The organism is Pseudomonas sp. NFIX49 (assembly GCF_900115915.1).
GTDB classification, from domain to species: Bacteria; Pseudomonadota; Gammaproteobacteria; order Pseudomonadales; family Pseudomonadaceae; genus Aquipseudomonas; species Aquipseudomonas pharyngis.
Map to the genome: position 1 here is coordinate 101,122 of NZ_FOYE01000008.1, position 14,410 is coordinate 115,531.

The window sequence follows — 14,410 nt, forward strand, 5'->3', positions numbered from 1 at the left end:
AGCCTGAACACTTCGACATGGCTCACTACGGCTATCGCGCCGGCGGAATGCTCTGCACCTTGGCCGCGCCATTGATACGTCCCGCCAGCTCTCCCGCCACCGGCCCCGGTGCCGGCCAGCGCATCACCGCGCCGGGCAATACGTAACCGAGCAGACCCTCGGCCAACGGTTTGCTTTGTCCACCCTGCTTGATGGCGACATCGGTCAGCCGCGCATGAACCGCGCCCTGATTGCGCACTTCCACATAAGGACGGCCCTCCACCGCCACCGTGCGCCAGCTCAATTGCGGCAGGCCGATGCCCTTGGGATCACGCTGGCGGGCGCTGTCCTCCTTGCTCCACAAACCCGCGCCATAGGCGAACAGCGGTACCGAGTAGCGCATCTGGAAGCGGATCGCCGCAGCGGTCTTGCCGTCTTCGGCAACGGGGGGCTGGGCCGAGGGGATTTCATCGATGATGATCCGGTACGCCAGCTCCTGGCCTGGCGGCACGTCCTTGGTGCGGGTCAGGCGCACCAGTTGCTTCTGACCCGGCTCGATCTTCGCCACCGGCGGGCTGCCGATTACCTCGCGCTGATTGCGGTACTGCTCTTCGAAACCGCTCTGGCTCCAGCCAAACACGCGGATCTGCAGGTTGGCGGTTTCAGTACCGCGATTTTCCAGCCACAGCGCACTGGCCTGCTGATCGGCCTCCAATACCGGGTCGATCGGCCAGATCAGCACCGAACTGGCGGCCTGGGCCTTGAGCGTCCCGAACATGACCAGCGCCAGCACGGCGCAACACGCGAACGAATAGCGTGACGTGAAAAACCCCATAAACCTGCTCCTTGTCATTTCACATCACCACGACAGCTGCACCTGCAACACATCGCTGTATGTCCCCCCGGGTTGATTGCCCGGCAATTGCACCTGCCCGTAGATCGGCAGACTGATGTTGTTCGCATCGCTGTAGGCCACCGCCACGCTCTGGCCGATGCCCAGGCTCTGGCTGTACGCCGCATCGCGAAACAGCGCATACGCCACCTTCGCGCTGCCTCCGCTGATCTGCATGCGTCGCCCGCCGCTGTTGTACTGGCCGCCATCGACCGTCATGTTCAGCGCCACCCCCGGCGTGCATTGCAGCGTCACGCCACCGGTCAACGCGACCTGTACCGTGCCGGTGGCCAGCGCCGAGCGCGAACCGAAATTCAGCCCGCCATAATTCGATACGCCCCCCACCACCAGACAGCCCGGTGTCACCGTGGCGCTGACCTGAAAACTCTGACTGGTCACCGCCGCCAACGGCAGCGGCAAGCTGCCCGCACACAGCAGGAGCAGCGAAGCACAGCCATGCCGGCCCATGGCGCTAGAACGTCAGTTCAACGGAAATCGTGTCGGTGTACGTGCCCGCCGGCAGCCCGGCCTTGCCCACCGCCTGACCGTAGATGTTCACGGTCTGCGCCACACCGGTGCTGGCCGCGAGGTTGATCACCCCGTCGATGGCCAGCAATTGCGAGTGCCCGGCGTCGGTGTACAGGTCATACGGCACGTAATTGGCCACTCCGTCATACAACGCGCGAGTGCCGCCCGGCGAGAGCCCGTCATGGGCGCCCGCCCGGACCTTGACCGTCGGCGTGGTGCCAGCCGAGCACAGGATCGACAGCGCCCCGCCCCCACCACCCAGCACCTGTCCGGTCGCCGTGGTGAACAGGCTGTTGGCGGTGCCGAAGTTCAACGCACCGAAGTTCAGCCCGGTAGAACCACCGGAACCGTTGACCTGGCAACTGCTGATCAGGGTCAGGCTGGAAGTGATCTGGCCGGTGACCGTGGTGGCGGCATTGACGCTGGAAGCGAGCGTCAGGCCGAGCAACGACAAACCTATCCTTGATGCAATCGTACGCATGGTGTCCGTCCTCTACGGGGTTACCAGTCGAGCGTCACCGTCAGGGTGTCGGTATAGACACCGGCCGGTACCGCACGGGTGTTCGCCACCACCGAGCCAAATACCGGAATGGGTATCTGTGCGCCGCTGGTGACAGCGAAATTGTGTTGTTGACCAATGCTGTAGCTCTGGCTGCCGGAGGCATCGAGAAACAGCTGATAGGGAAGTGTCTGGCGCCCGTTGCTCAGGCGGCGTGTGGTGCCGTCGCCATGAGCGCCGCCGTCGATGGTCACGGTGAAGCCGGTCACCGAAGGATTGCAGGCGACGTTGAGCTGGCCGCTGCCCGCTTCGCTGAGGCTGGCCTTGATCGGTGCGTTCCAGGTCGGGCCCTGCTGGCCGAAATCGAGAGAGCCCAGCCCATCCACCGGGCTGGCGGGGCTGGAGGCGTTGGTCACTTCGCAGCCGGCGATCAACGTCAGCCGCGCGACGATCTGCCCACTGACTGCCGCTGGCGCGACCTCGGCGAACATAAGCAGCGTGGCTATGGCGATTACCCGCCCGTGTCTGTCCATCATTGAGCGCCTACTCCTTCAGGATCACTCGAACATTGCGCTCATCACTGAACGCCCTTCCCTGCGCCACCCGGATCCAGCGGATGGCTGAAAAAACGCCGCGATCACCAAGTGACCGTCACCTTCACCAGATCCGAATACCGGCTGACCCGTGGCACTTCTGCCATCCGTTCGATCCGCCCGTATAGCGGCAAGTCCACCGTGCCGCTGTCCGGCACCCGGCCACTGACCGGCACATCCACCACCAGCGGCACCCGCCGCGCAGCGTCCTGATACAGGCGATAAGGAATCGGCTTGCTGCCGGCCTCCCCCACCATATAGCGCACCTCACCGACGCCACCGTGCAGGCCGCCATCGACACGCAACTGGTACGGGGTGTCCGGGTTGCATTCCAGACGCGGCAGGCGCGAATTCGTCAGCGCCGCTCCGAGTGGCCCGTCCCGGTCGCCGAGCCGCGCCGTGGTGCCGAAGTCGAGTACGCCCAGTTGTTCGATACCGGCTTCACGTTGCTGGCCAACCAACTGGCAACCGCGCTGCACATCGACCCGCACCTCGACCTGAAGATCGGCGGCGTGGACCGGTGCCGCGAGCCCGCCCAGCAATGCCCAGACCATCCCTGCTTTCACCGCCCGCTCCCTGATCGCGACGGCGTATCTGCCGTTACAGTGTTTCAGGTTAGCAACGGACACCGATTGCGCCAGTCGATTGGATCCAGTCACCCGCCGGGAATTGTTTCGAAAGGTTGGCAACAGGTCGATTCATAATGTTGAAAAAACCTGTACACACCGCAGATTACTGTCTGGAAAAACGATAAAGCGCAGTGGAAGCAAAACTACCCGTCTGGTTACACTACGCCGCCGCGCTCGCGGGGAGCCGGCCCGATGATGACGGAGTGACTGCAGTGCCCGCCCGACCGCCCGAACGTTCGCGTCTGACCCATCGCTGGCCAGCCTTGCGCCGCTTCTTCGGCAAACGCTCCAGTACCGCTGCGGGCCAGTGCGCTGCCAGCGCGCAATCGGTCCGCGACTACTTCCGGCAAAAGGCCCACGGCCAGGGCTACACCCTCAGCCACAGCCAGCAGCGGGTCATCGACTGCATGGCGCAGCAGGCCGGCCTGTTGTTCGGCACCCCTGCGCAAACCCCGCCCAGCCTGTATCTGCACGGTGCGGTCGGGCGCGGCAAGAGCTGGCTGCTGGACGGATTCTTCGAGGCGTTGCCGATCGCGCAAAAGCGCCGTCTGCACTTCCATGGGTTCTTCGCCCAGTTGCACCAAGGCATGTTCGAGCATCGTGACTGCGACGATGCCCTGGCCGTTACCCTCGATGCGCTGCTGATGGATTGTCGGGTGCTGTGTTTCGATGAATTTCATGTGCATGACATCGGCGATGCGATGCTCATCTCCCGCTTGTTCAAGGCGCTGTTCAAGCGCGGGATCCTGTTGCTGGTGACCTCCAACTACCCGCCCGAAGGCTTGCTGCCCAACCCGCTGTACCACGCGCGGTTCAAACCGGTGATCGACCTGATCAATGCGCGCATGCAGGTCATGGAAGTCGGCGGCCCGCACGATTACCGCAGCCAGGCGCGTCGGCATGCGCATCAGGTGTTCACCCAAGGCTATTACGTCTGGCCGGCCACCCCGGCGCAGCGCCAGGCTTTGAAGCTGCCGCCACTCGGCACCACGCCGTTGCCATTGGCAGTCGGCAGCCGCCATTTGCAGGCGCGACTGTGCGAAGACCGGCGTGTCGGGTTTACCTTCAACGACCTCTGCGAACAGCCCACCGCCGTGATGGATTATCTGGAACTGTGCCGGCGCTTCGACCACTGGATCATCGATGAGCTGCCGGAGTTGGGCGAATGTTCGATCGCCGCCCAGCAGCGCTTCATCAACCTGATCGACGTGCTCTACGATCAGGACAAGCACCTGACCCTGCTCGGCCGGCTCCCGTTGCGTGAAAGCCTCGGCGGCCAGGCGATCGATCTGGCCCGCACCCGCAGCCGGCTCGGGCAATTGCGCGAAGTGCACGAACCGGGCTGATTTGCCGTTATCATGCCGCCCATTTCCGGCGCTCGGGCGCCTTCCAGATAGCGATCCTTTTCATGCACACCCTTGCACAACTGCGCGCCGGCGAACTGTCGGGCATCACCCGGCTGGATCTGGCTGAAGGCTTGAGCGAATTTCCACCGGAGATTTTCAACCTGGCCGACACGCTGGAAGTGCTCAACCTCAGCGGCAATGCCCTGAGCAGTCTGCCGGACGACTTGCATCGTCTGACGCGCCTGCGCGTGCTGTTCTGCTCGGACAATCAGTTCACCCGGTTGCCGGCGTGCCTGGGCCAGTGTCAGACGCTGACGATGATCGGTTTCAAGGCCAACCGGATCACTCAGGTGCCCGGCGCGGCGCTGCCGCCGCAGTTGCGCTGGCTGATCCTGACCGACAACGCCATCGAAACCCTGCCCACGGAACTGGGCGAGCGTCCGCTGTTGCAAAAGCTCATGCTCGCCGGCAATCGCCTGCGCACGCTGCCGCCGTCACTGAGCCAGTGCCATCGGCTGGAACTGATCCGTATTGCCGCCAACCAGTTGACCGAGCTGCCGCAATGGCTGCTGACCTTGCCGAGCCTGATCTGGCTGGCCTACGCCGGCAATCCGCTGGAAACCGAAGCCGATGCCGACGCGCTCAACAACGCGCCCCTGATCGACTGGTCGGCGCTGCAGCTGGAGCAACGGCTGGGCGAAGGCGCTTCCGGGGTGATTTACCGGGCACAGTGGCAGCCTGCGAATCAGCCGGCCACGCCCGTGGCGGTCAAGTTGTACAAGGGCGAGATGACCAGCGACGGCTCGCCGCTGCATGAAATGAACGCGTGCATCACCGCCGGGCTGCACCCGAACCTGATCCGCGTCGAAGGCCGCATCGACCAGCATCCCGATGGTCAGCAAGGCCTGGTGATGCAACTGATCGATTCGAGTTACCGCAACCTGGCCGGACTGCCGAGCCTGGCGTCCTGTTCACGGGATGTGTATGCCGATGATTGCCGTTTCAGTGCCGACGTCGCCCTGCGTATTGCCCGGGGCATCGCCTCGGTCGCCGGGCATCTGCACCGTCACGGCATCACCCATGGCGATCTCTACGGACACAACATTCTGTTGAACGATCAGGGCGATTGTCTGCTGGGGGATTTTGGCGCGGCGTCATTCCATGCCACGGCGGACACGCCTGAAACCCGTGCGCTGCAACGCCTCGAAGTGCGGGCATTCGGGATTCTGCTGGGGGAACTGCTGGCGCGCATCGACTCGGGGTTGAGTGATGAACAACGTCAGGCGCTGGAGGCCCTGGAACAGCAGTGCTGTCAGCCGGACGTGCTGGCGCGGCCGGGGTTCGGCGAGATCAGCCAGGCGTTACAGCACGCCTGAAAAAAATCGCAGCCCGAGGGCTGCGATTTTTTGGGTTGTCAGCCGGCCAGACCGACGAACATGTCCTGCACGTCGTCATGGTTGTCCAGGCCTTCGAGGAACGCCTCGACTTCAGCCATCTGCTCGTCGCTCAGACCGCTGACCGGGTTCTTCGGCTGGTAGCCGAGTTTGGCCGACAGCACGGTGAAGCCTTGTTCCGGCAGGGCTTTCTGCACGGCATCGAGGTCGGTCGGGTCGGTCAGGAACAGGGTCGCACCCTCTTCGCCCGCTTCGAAATCCTGCGCGCCGGCTTCGATCGCGGCCATTTCCGGATCGGCGTCCGGGGTGTCCGGCGACGCTTCGATCATGCCGACATGGTTGAAGTCCCAGGCAACGGAACCGGAAGCACCCAGTTGACCCTTGCGGAACGCCACGCGGATTTCCGCCACGGTGCGGTTGATGTTGTCGGTGACGCACTCGACAATCAGCGGCACCTGATGCGGCGCGAAGCCTTCGTAGGTCACGCGATGGTACTGAACGGTTTCGCCCAGCAGGCCTGCGCCCTTCTTGATGGCGCGGTCCAGGGTTTCCTTGGGCATCGAGGCTTTCTTGGCCTGTTCGACCACCAGACGCAGGTGTGCGTTGGTGGCGGTATCGGCACCGTTACGCGCAGCAATGGTGATTTCCTTCACCAGTTTGCCGAAGATCTTGCCCTTGGCATTGGCTGCCGCTTCTTTGTGTTTAACCTTCCACTGTGCGCCCATTACTCACTCTCTTGATCTGTGGCGCCGAGACATCTATTGGCCGACGCATGGCGGCAAGTTTATACGGCCTAAAGTCGGCAATCGACCAAAAAATCCGCTGCGGATCGACATCTTCTACGCGCCTTGTAGGGCGATTCTGAAAAACCGGTTTGCCACGTCCAATCAACGTCGCGTTTTCGTACCCTCTTTCGCCCGTATTGCCTGACAGAGCCCGACCCACATGCTCAATGACAAGGAAAGTCCGTTTTCGCTGACCCTGGCCGAAGGCGGAATTAGCCTGCCGGTCCTGCGCTTCAGCGGTCATGAAGCGTTGAATCAGCCCTATCGGTTCGAGATCGAGGTCATGGGCCTGGCGCCCGCCTGGTCACCCGGCACGTTGCTGCATCAGACGGCGTTTCTGCATCTGGACGACGACCACGGAGTTCACGGCATCATTCAAAGTGCCAGCTGCGAACATCGCGCAACGCACCGGATCGCCTACCAACTGGTGCTGATGCCGCATCTGCAAACGCTGGAGCAACATCCCGTACGCCGGGTATTCACGCAACTGAGCGTGCCGGCCATCCTTGAGCAACTGCTCAGCGAACATCACCTGCCTGCCCACAGCTACCGGATCGAGATGACCGTCGGCCACTATCCGCCGCGTCCGTTCTGCATTCAGTACGACGAAACCGATTTGGCCCTGTTGCAACGGCTTTGCGAAGAGGAAGGCATTCACTACCACTTCGAACATCAGCCGGACGGCCATGTGGTGGTGTTCGCCGATGACAGCCTGAGCCTGCCACAGCAACTGACGGCGATTCCTTTCAACACCCAACTCGATGCGCCAACCAGCGGCCTCAGCAGCCTGTCCCAGCGGCATGAGGCGATATTGCCTCCGATGCCTGCCGGCGTACGAGAGCGAGGGCAACCGATCAAGGGTCAGGAGGCCGCCAATCACACGCTGGGCAGTGCCGTCGCCCCACAGGAGTCTCTGCCAACTGCGCAACGTCACGCCACCCAGCGCAGTCGCCGTCTACTCGAGCGCCAACGCTGCCGGTCGCGCTCGATTCAGGGCCGCAGCGATTGTCTGCGCCTGCTCAGCGGACGCCTGTTGCAAGTCACGGAGCACCCGGTGAACGCCTTCAACGAGCAGTGGCTGATCACCGAATTGCGTCATCAGGGCCAGCAACCTTCGATTCTCGATCCGGTACCCACGGTTCGCCGGTATCACAACGACTTCTCGGCGCTGCCCTGGTCGACCCCGTTTCGCCCGCCGCCGAAACAACCGCGTCCGCGAATTCCGGGGTATCACCCGGCGCAATTGCTTGGTGCACCGGGGCAACCGGCGCAGGTGGACGATCAGGGACGCATGGCCGTCCGGTTATGGCCGGAACATTCACCTGACGGCGCAAGCGAAGGGTTGTGGCTGCCGTTGGTCATGCCCCATGCCGACGCCTGCGTACCTCGGGAAAATCTTCCCTGCGCCGGCAGCGAAGTCTGGGTCAGTTTTCTCGACAGCGATCCCGACCGACCGATCCTCTGCCTCGACGCCTGCCGCCCCCGAGCGTCGCAGCCCACGGAAGCCGAGCCCGACGACGACCTCTTGCTCGACTGGCTGCTCAACCGCTCCGCCCCACCGCGCTGACGCTCAAGCCTTGTCGGCCTTGCCCGCCGCCGCCGCGAATTTCGCCAGACGCACATCAAGATGCCGGGGCCGCCGACCGTGATCCTCGGCGCGCTCCTTGCGGCGAATGGCGTTGCGCACCATCAGCGAGCCGAGGTAGCGGATCGGCTCCGGCGGAAAGTAACCCAGCGGCCCGTTGACCAGTGGCGAACGCGTCCACGGGTTGTCGAGGCCCTGCACCAGCGAGGCGAGAATCTGCCCGCCCATGTGGCACGGCCCGACACCGCTGCCGGAATAACCGAAACCGTAGAACACATTCCCGCTGGCACTCATCCGGCCGAAGAACGGCAGGCCGGTGACCGAGCGATCCGAGGGGCCGTTCCAGGTTGCGTCGACTTTCACATCGGCAAAGGCCGGGAAGAAGTCGTCGAGGCTGCGCTTGAGCAACCCGGTATAGGGCGAGGGCTGGTCGAACACCGGCAACATCCGCCCGCCGTAAGCGAAGGTATTGCCGCCCTTGCCGAGCATGATCCGACCGTCCGGGGTGTTGTGGTAGTAGTGCACGAAAATCCGCGAATCGAGCACGGTCACGCCGCTGGTCAAACCGATTTCCTGCAACAGATCCGGACGCGGTTCGGTGATCAACATGTCGCTGGAGACGATCGCCACACTGCGCTCGAACTGCGGGAACGCGCGGGCCATCCACGCGTTCATCGCCAGCACCACGCGGTCGGCGGTCACCCGGCCGCTCGCCGTGTGAAGGCGCGCCGGCCGGCCCTCCTCCAGCCCGGTCATCGCCGTGCCTTCATGAATCCGCACGCCCAGTTGCAACGCCACCCGGCGCAAGCCGCGCACCAGTTTGCCCGGCTGCACGCTGGCGGCGGCCGGCGAGAACCAGCCTTCCAGATGTTTTTCCGATCCGGCCATGCGCTGTACATCGGCGACCGGCCGCTGGGTAAACGAGTTGATGCCATTGCGCTCCAGCGCCGCAATCACCGCATCGGTCGAGCCGCATTGCGCGCGGTTGGTGGCGGTGTAAAGCGTGCCGTCGAGGCGGTAATCGGCATCCACGCCGTACTGCTCGCAGAACTCGCCGATGGCGTGGATGCTGCGCTCGGATTCCTTGACCAGCCGCACCGCCTCCTCGACGCCGAACAGTCGTTCCAGAGTGAAGTACTTCGCCGACCACGACAGCGCACAACCGCCGTTGCGCCCACTGGCGCCGGCGCCGCAAATGTCGGCTTCGATCAGCAACACATCGAGCTCGGGGTTCTGCTGCTTGAGCATGATCGCCGTCCACAACCCGGTGTAACCGCCGCCGACGATACACACGTCGGTGCGCACATCGCCTTGCAGCGGCGGGCAAGGTTCGGACGTGTCGAGCTGCAAAGCCTGCTCCAGCCAAAACGGTCTCATGAAAATTCTCCAGTCAGTCGGCCACGGCACAGCCTGCCGCGAGTGCCGCAGCAGGCCGCGAGGCGAGGGTTTTCAGTTACGCAGGGGTTTGATCGTCAGGGCGCGGTTGGGCACGTAGGCACGTGGTTCCATGACGCCGACCGGGCGGCTGTTCCAGTGCGGAATCAGCACCAGCGCCGAAAACAGCGCGCAACCGGCGAACACGATGAACACCGTCACCGAGTCGAAGTAACCCGGCAGCAAACCACCGAGCACCGCACCGACCGAGCCGCAGCCGTTGACGAATCCGGCCGCCGTGGCGCCGGCCTTGGCCTTGCCGAAATCGATGGCGGCTGCGCCGCTGATCATCGAATCCGGGCCGTACAGGGTCAGGCCCATCACGAACAACAATGCGACCACCAGCATCACGCTGCCGGTGTGCAAGGCGCCCATGAACAGCGCGAGGGTCACGGTCAGCGCCAGCAGACTCAACACGCAGGCCGGCATGCGGCGGGCGCCGAACAGTTTGTCCGAGGCCAGGCCGATCATGATCGGACCCAGCAGGCCCGCCAGTTCAAATGCCGTTGGAATGATCGCCGCACCGACCTTGCCGACCGAAGGCATCTGCTCGAACACAATCACCGGGCCCCACAGCAGAATCGCGTAACGCGCCGGTTTCAGCAGGAAATACGCCAGACCCAGCACCAGCACCGTACGGTTGCGCAGGATTTCCTTGAGCGGCTCCCAGACGCTGAGTTTGCTGTTGGCCTCGGCTTCTTCGGTGCTGATCACCGGCTCCGGCTCCACGGCGGGCAGGCCGACGTCTTCCGGTTTGTCGCGCTGGAAGATAAAGAACAAAACCGCCACCACCGCGACCACCGCCGCACTGGAAATGAACGCCGCGTGCCACGAACCGATCAGCGTGTACGCCCACCAACCGGCGAACGGCGAGGCCACCAGACCGCCAAATGCATAACAGGAACTCCACAACCCGAGCACGCGCCCGCGTTGCTCGGAAGGGAAGAAACTGCCGAGGTTCTTGCACAACCCCGACCAACCGGTGGACTGCGCCAGGCCCTGAATCAACATGCAGGTGGCGAAGATTGGCAAGGTCGCAAAACTGCCCATCACCAGCGCTGCCGCAGCGGAAATCAGCAACCCGCCAAGCACCACGACCCGTGGGCCGAAGCGGTCGGCGAGCATGCCCCAGGTGAACTGGCCGATGGCGTAGGCCGCCAGGTAAATCGCGTCGAGGTTGGCCATGGCCATTTTGTCGAGGGTGAAACTCGGGTCTTCGGCGATGCCCAGTTTGGCCACCGAAAAGGCTTTGCGGGTGAAATAGAACGCGGCGTAAGCGAGCCAGGTGACAGCGAAGATCTGCATGCGCCAACGCGCAAGGGTGCCGATGTGCTTGTTCATTGTGGTTCTGACCTCAGGGTGTGAGTGTGCCGGCAGAATCGATGAGTAAACGCCTGTGTTTTTATTGTTGAGCACTGCGATATCACCCCGTCCCTTTGGCGACACCGGTCAGATGAGTCCTGGTTTTGCACGCACAGGCTCATGGCCAGCATCGCTGCCCGACCGGGCAGTCAGCGTTGGCGTGAGCCGATCAAAGCAATTACTGTTTAATAAATAAAATCGATTTATCGTATTTCACACATAAGCTCAGCTTGTTACTGGAGTCAGAACATGTCGGTTTCACACGCACAGCTCAAAGCCTTTCACGCCGTGGCCGTGCACGGAAGCTTCACCAAGGCCGCCGAGCGGCTTTATCTGACGCAGCCGGCGATTTCCGACCAGGTACGCAAGCTGGAAGAACGCTTCGGTGTGTTGCTGTTCCATCGCAACAAACGCTCGGTGCGCCTGACCGATTTGGGCGAACGCTTGCTGGCGATCACCCAGCGTCTGTTTGTGGTCGAGGCCGAAGCTCAGGAGTTGTTGCAGGAGTCTCAGGCCTTGCGGACCGGCAGCCTGATTCTGGCGGTGGATGCGCCGGTGCATGTGTTGCCGCAGATCGCCCGGTTCTGCGAACGCTACCCGGGGATCAGCGTAAAGATCGAGACCGGTAACACCGATGAATCGCTGTTCCGACTGTTCAACTATCAGGCCGATCTGGCGTTGCTCGGGCGCGATGTCAGCGATGAACGCCTGCTGTGTGTGCCGCTGCGCAACGACCCGATGGTGGCGTTCGTCTCGCGCCATCATCCGTGGGCCGAGCGTGAATCGATCTGCCTGGAAGATCTGGACGACACGCCGCTGGTGCTGCGCGAACACGGCTCGGTGACCCGCCAGACCCTGGAAGAAGAAATGGCCCGCGCCGGCTTCCGCATCCGCCCGGCGATTCAGGTCGAGGGCCGGGAAGCGGCGCGAGAGGCGGTGGTGGTGGGGATTGGCGTGGGGGTGGTGTCGGCGGCGGAGTTTGGTGCGGACTCACGGGTTTGCGCGCTGCCGATCACCGATTGCACCCGGCGGTTGACCGAGACACTGGTGTGCCTGCGCGAGCAGAGTTCGCGGCGGGTGGTGGCGACGTTTCTCGAAATGGTGCGCGAAAGCCTCCTGTAGATCGTTCCTACGTCGATCGTTCCCACGTCGAGGCGTCGAACCGTCCGCGTGGGAATGCAGCCCGGGACGCTCCGCGTCCCTTCCAAAGCCGAACGCGGAGCGTCCGTTGAGGCATTCCCACGCAGAGCGTGGGAACGATCTGGTGGGTATCAGGTGGGGGCCAATCCGAAAAACGCCTGAATCAAGCGCAACTCCCGCCGTCGCTCCACGCAGCCAATCATGTGCCGGTTCACCAACCCTTCTCCCGCAATGGGAATCGCGACGACACGGGGGTCATGGCTGACCTCAACCGACGACACCACCCCTACCCCCAACTCAGCCGCCACCGCCTCTGTCACCGCCTCGCGGCTGTCCAGTTCCAGCAACACCCGTGGGCTGACCGACGCCTGGGCACAGGCCTGATCAAAGGTGCGCCGGGTAATCGAACTCGGCTCGCGCAAGACCATTATCACCTGATCCAGTTCCTTGAGCCTGACCTCACCGCTGCGAGCCGCCCACGGATGTCCCGCCGGCAACAGCGCGCAGATTCGCGATTCACTCAACGCTTGCAGATGCAGCCCTTTGCGCGGTTCCACCTCGGTCAGCACCGCCACGTCGGCGTGCTCGGACAACAACGCCGCCAAGGTTTCCTGAGCATTGCCCAACCGCAGATTCACCGTGATCCCCGGATAGCGCGCCCTCAGGCTGGCGAGCATCGGCATGACCATGTGCGGGCCGTCCGCCGCCACCTCAAGGCGTCCGGTCAGCAACTGCCGATTGGCTTCGAGCAGCGCCTGCGCCTCTTCGGCCAGGCCGAACATCGCCCGGGTGATCGCCGCCAGTTTGGTGCCCTCCTCGGTCAACTCGACCCGGCGCGCCGTGCGTCGCAACAGGGTGATCTGGTAATGCTCCTCCAGCGCCTTGATGTGCCCGGTGACCGCCGGCTGGCTGATGAACAACCGGGCAGCGGCACGGGTAAAGCTGCCTTCCCGGGCCACGGCGTCGAAGGCGCGGAGCTGGAACAGGTTCATGAATAACCCTCACTGATGGCTGGCATAACAACAAACAATTTGATTGATGATCCGGCGAATTGCAACGTAGGCCCCGTAGCTTCATCCCACAGCGCTATCGCGAGGACACACGAATGAGTACTGCCGCACCCATCCTGCTCACTCCCGGCCCGTTGACCACCTCGGCCCGCACCCGCCAGGCGATGATGGTCGACTGGGGTTCATGGGATGACCGCTTCAACCAATTGACCGCCAGCCTGTGCGAGCAACTGCTGGCCATCCTCAACGGCGCCGACAGCCACCACTGCGTACCGTTGCAGGGCAGCGGCACCTTCGCCGTCGAAGCCGCGATCGGCACCCTCGTCCCCCGCGACGGCAAGGTGCTGGTGCTGATCAACGGCGCCTACGGCAAGCGTCTGGCGAAAATCTGCGAAGTGCTCGGCCGCTCGTTCAGCACCTTTGAAACCGCTGAAGACGAACCGACCACCGCCGCCGACGTCGACCGCCTGCTGCGCGCCGACGGCGACATTACCCACGTCGCGCTGATCCACTGCGAAACCAGCACCGGTATTCTCAATCCGCTGCCGGAAATCGCTCAGGTCGTCGAACAACACGGCAAACGCCTGATCATCGACGCCATGAGTTCCTTCGGCGCCTTACCGGTGGATGCACAAAAAATCCCGTTCGATGCGCTGATCGCCGCCTCCGGCAAATGCCTGGAAGGCGTACCGGGCATGGGCTTCGTGTTTGCCCGCAAGGAATCTTTGGCCGCAGCCGCTGGCAATTCGCATTCGCTGGCGATGGACCTGTTCGACCAGCACAGCTACATGAAGAAGACCGGCCAGTGGCGGTTCACCCCGCCAACCCACGTAGTCGCGGCGCTGCACGAAGCGCTGCTGCAATACAACGAAGAAGGCGGCCTGCCGGCACGGCATGCGCGTTACGCCGCCAACTGCCAGGCATTGATGGAAGAGATGGGCAAACTCGGCTTGCGCAGCTTCCTGCCTGCCGCGATTCAGGCGCCGATCATCGCGACCTTCCACGCACCGAAAGATCCGCGCTACCAGTTCAAGGACTTCTACGAACGGGTCAAAGCCAAGGGTTACATCCTCTACCCCGGCAAGCTGACCCAGGTCGAAACCTTCCGCGTCGGCTGCATCGGCCACGTCACCCCGGCACAGATGCGCGAAGCCGTCGCGGCGGTGGGTGAAGTGCTGCGCGAGATGGAAGTGCTCGACATCTGATTCACCCGGCCCGCTCCCTTATTTGAATT

At 63.3% G+C, this 14,410-nt stretch carries 14 protein-coding genes; 5 read left to right on the forward strand and 9 right to left on the reverse strand.

The window, feature by feature from the left end; translation table 11 throughout:
* Nucleotides 1–31: 31 nt before the first annotated feature.
* The 5 genes from BMZ46_RS22570 to BMZ46_RS22590 form a co-directional block, all read right to left on the reverse strand.
* Nucleotides 32–814, reverse strand: coding sequence for a fimbrial biogenesis chaperone (locus BMZ46_RS22570; RefSeq protein ID WP_039767533.1), 783 nt, complete (start codon nucleotides 812–814; stop codon nucleotides 32–34).
* A 24-nt stretch (nucleotides 815–838) separates the two neighbouring features.
* Nucleotides 839–1,339: a Csu type fimbrial protein gene (locus BMZ46_RS22575; protein ID WP_074689022.1), complete on the reverse strand. Its 501-nt coding sequence runs from the start codon at nucleotides 1,337–1,339 to the stop codon at nucleotides 839–841.
* 4 nt (nucleotides 1,340–1,343) lie between these two features.
* Entirely contained in the window at nucleotides 1,344–1,880 is a 537-nt protein-coding gene (locus BMZ46_RS22580; RefSeq protein ID WP_039767536.1) for a Csu type fimbrial protein, read from the reverse strand.
* A 20-nt stretch (nucleotides 1,881–1,900) separates the two neighbouring features.
* Nucleotides 1,901–2,434 carry a Csu type fimbrial protein gene (locus BMZ46_RS22585; RefSeq protein ID WP_074689024.1) on the reverse strand — a complete coding sequence of 178 codons (534 nt, stop codon included), beginning with the start codon at nucleotides 2,432–2,434 and terminating at the stop codon, nucleotides 1,901–1,903.
* A gap of 101 nt (nucleotides 2,435–2,535) precedes the next feature.
* A complete protein-coding gene (locus tag BMZ46_RS22590; RefSeq protein ID WP_039767541.1) occupies nucleotides 2,536–3,045 on the reverse strand; it encodes a Csu type fimbrial protein in 510 nt (169 codons plus the stop codon).
* Between the two features lie 287 nt (nucleotides 3,046–3,332).
* Between BMZ46_RS22590 and zapE the strand changes: the two genes are divergently transcribed.
* Entirely contained in the window at nucleotides 3,333–4,466 is a 1,134-nt protein-coding gene (gene zapE / locus BMZ46_RS22595) for a cell division protein ZapE (RefSeq protein ID WP_074689026.1), read from the forward strand.
* A 62-nt stretch (nucleotides 4,467–4,528) separates the two neighbouring features.
* A complete protein-coding gene (locus tag BMZ46_RS22600) occupies nucleotides 4,529–5,842 on the forward strand; it encodes a leucine-rich repeat-containing protein kinase family protein (protein ID WP_074689028.1) in 1,314 nt (437 codons plus the stop codon).
* A gap of 38 nt (nucleotides 5,843–5,880) precedes the next feature.
* On the opposite strand, the gene BMZ46_RS22605 is transcribed toward BMZ46_RS22600, so the two are convergent.
* Complete coding sequence (locus BMZ46_RS22605; RefSeq protein ID WP_011335021.1) at nucleotides 5,881–6,585, reverse strand: YebC/PmpR family DNA-binding transcriptional regulator; 705 nt, start codon at nucleotides 6,583–6,585, stop codon at nucleotides 5,881–5,883.
* 220 nt (nucleotides 6,586–6,805) lie between these two features.
* On the opposite strand from BMZ46_RS22605, the gene BMZ46_RS22610 reads away from it, so the two are divergent.
* Nucleotides 6,806–8,212, forward strand: coding sequence for a type VI secretion system Vgr family protein (locus BMZ46_RS22610; RefSeq protein WP_074689030.1), 1,407 nt, complete (start codon nucleotides 6,806–6,808; stop codon nucleotides 8,210–8,212).
* Between the two features lie 3 nt (nucleotides 8,213–8,215).
* On the opposite strand, the gene BMZ46_RS22615 is transcribed toward BMZ46_RS22610, so the two are convergent.
* Together BMZ46_RS22615 and BMZ46_RS22620 are read right to left on the reverse strand one after the other, a co-directional pair.
* Nucleotides 8,216–9,613, reverse strand: coding sequence for an FAD-dependent oxidoreductase (locus BMZ46_RS22615; RefSeq protein WP_170844910.1), 1,398 nt, complete (start codon nucleotides 9,611–9,613; stop codon nucleotides 8,216–8,218).
* A gap of 66 nt (nucleotides 9,614–9,679) precedes the next feature.
* Entirely contained in the window at nucleotides 9,680–11,005 is a 1,326-nt protein-coding gene (locus tag BMZ46_RS22620; protein WP_074689034.1) for an MFS transporter, read from the reverse strand.
* 270 nt (nucleotides 11,006–11,275) lie between these two features.
* On the opposite strand from BMZ46_RS22620, the gene BMZ46_RS22625 reads away from it, so the two are divergent.
* Complete coding sequence (locus BMZ46_RS22625) at nucleotides 11,276–12,148, forward strand: LysR family transcriptional regulator (protein ID WP_074689036.1); 873 nt, start codon at nucleotides 11,276–11,278, stop codon at nucleotides 12,146–12,148.
* Between the two features lie 149 nt (nucleotides 12,149–12,297).
* Here the strand turns inward: BMZ46_RS22625 and BMZ46_RS22630 are convergent, their stop codons facing one another.
* Nucleotides 12,298–13,158, reverse strand: coding sequence for a LysR substrate-binding domain-containing protein (locus BMZ46_RS22630; protein ID WP_074689037.1), 861 nt, complete (start codon nucleotides 13,156–13,158; stop codon nucleotides 12,298–12,300).
* 113 nt (nucleotides 13,159–13,271) lie between these two features.
* Between BMZ46_RS22630 and BMZ46_RS22635 the strand changes: the two genes are divergently transcribed.
* Nucleotides 13,272–14,381: a 2-aminoethylphosphonate--pyruvate transaminase gene (locus BMZ46_RS22635; protein WP_074689039.1), complete on the forward strand. Its 1,110-nt coding sequence runs from the start codon at nucleotides 13,272–13,274 to the stop codon at nucleotides 14,379–14,381.
* The last annotated feature ends 29 nt before the right edge of the window (nucleotides 14,382–14,410 follow it).

Coding starts and splice junctions, on each gene's coding strand:
- BMZ46_RS22610 (WP_074689030.1), top strand. CDS start 6,806: ATGCTCAATGACAAGGAAAGTCCGTTTTCGCTGACCCTGGCCGAAGGC.
- BMZ46_RS22625 (WP_074689036.1), top strand. CDS start 11,276: ATGTCGGTTTCACACGCACAGCTCAAAGCCTTTCACGCCGTGGCCGTG.
- BMZ46_RS22585 (WP_074689024.1), bottom strand. CDS start 2,434: ATGATGGACAGACACGGGCGGGTAATCGCCATAGCCACGCTGCTTATG.
- BMZ46_RS22570 (WP_039767533.1), bottom strand. CDS start 814: ATGGGGTTTTTCACGTCACGCTATTCGTTCGCGTGTTGCGCCGTGCTG.
- BMZ46_RS22580 (WP_039767536.1), bottom strand. CDS start 1,880: ATGCGTACGATTGCATCAAGGATAGGTTTGTCGTTGCTCGGCCTGACG.
- BMZ46_RS22605 (WP_011335021.1), bottom strand. CDS start 6,585: ATGGGCGCACAGTGGAAGGTTAAACACAAAGAAGCGGCAGCCAATGCC.
- BMZ46_RS22635 (WP_074689039.1), top strand. CDS start 13,272: ATGAGTACTGCCGCACCCATCCTGCTCACTCCCGGCCCGTTGACCACC.
- BMZ46_RS22620 (WP_074689034.1), bottom strand. CDS start 11,005: ATGAACAAGCACATCGGCACCCTTGCGCGTTGGCGCATGCAGATCTTC.
- BMZ46_RS22630 (WP_074689037.1), bottom strand. CDS start 13,158: ATGAACCTGTTCCAGCTCCGCGCCTTCGACGCCGTGGCCCGGGAAGGC.
- BMZ46_RS22590 (WP_039767541.1), bottom strand. CDS start 3,045: ATGGTCTGGGCATTGCTGGGCGGGCTCGCGGCACCGGTCCACGCCGCC.
- BMZ46_RS22575 (WP_074689022.1), bottom strand. CDS start 1,339: ATGGGCCGGCATGGCTGTGCTTCGCTGCTCCTGCTGTGTGCGGGCAGC.
- BMZ46_RS22600 (WP_074689028.1), top strand. CDS start 4,529: ATGCACACCCTTGCACAACTGCGCGCCGGCGAACTGTCGGGCATCACC.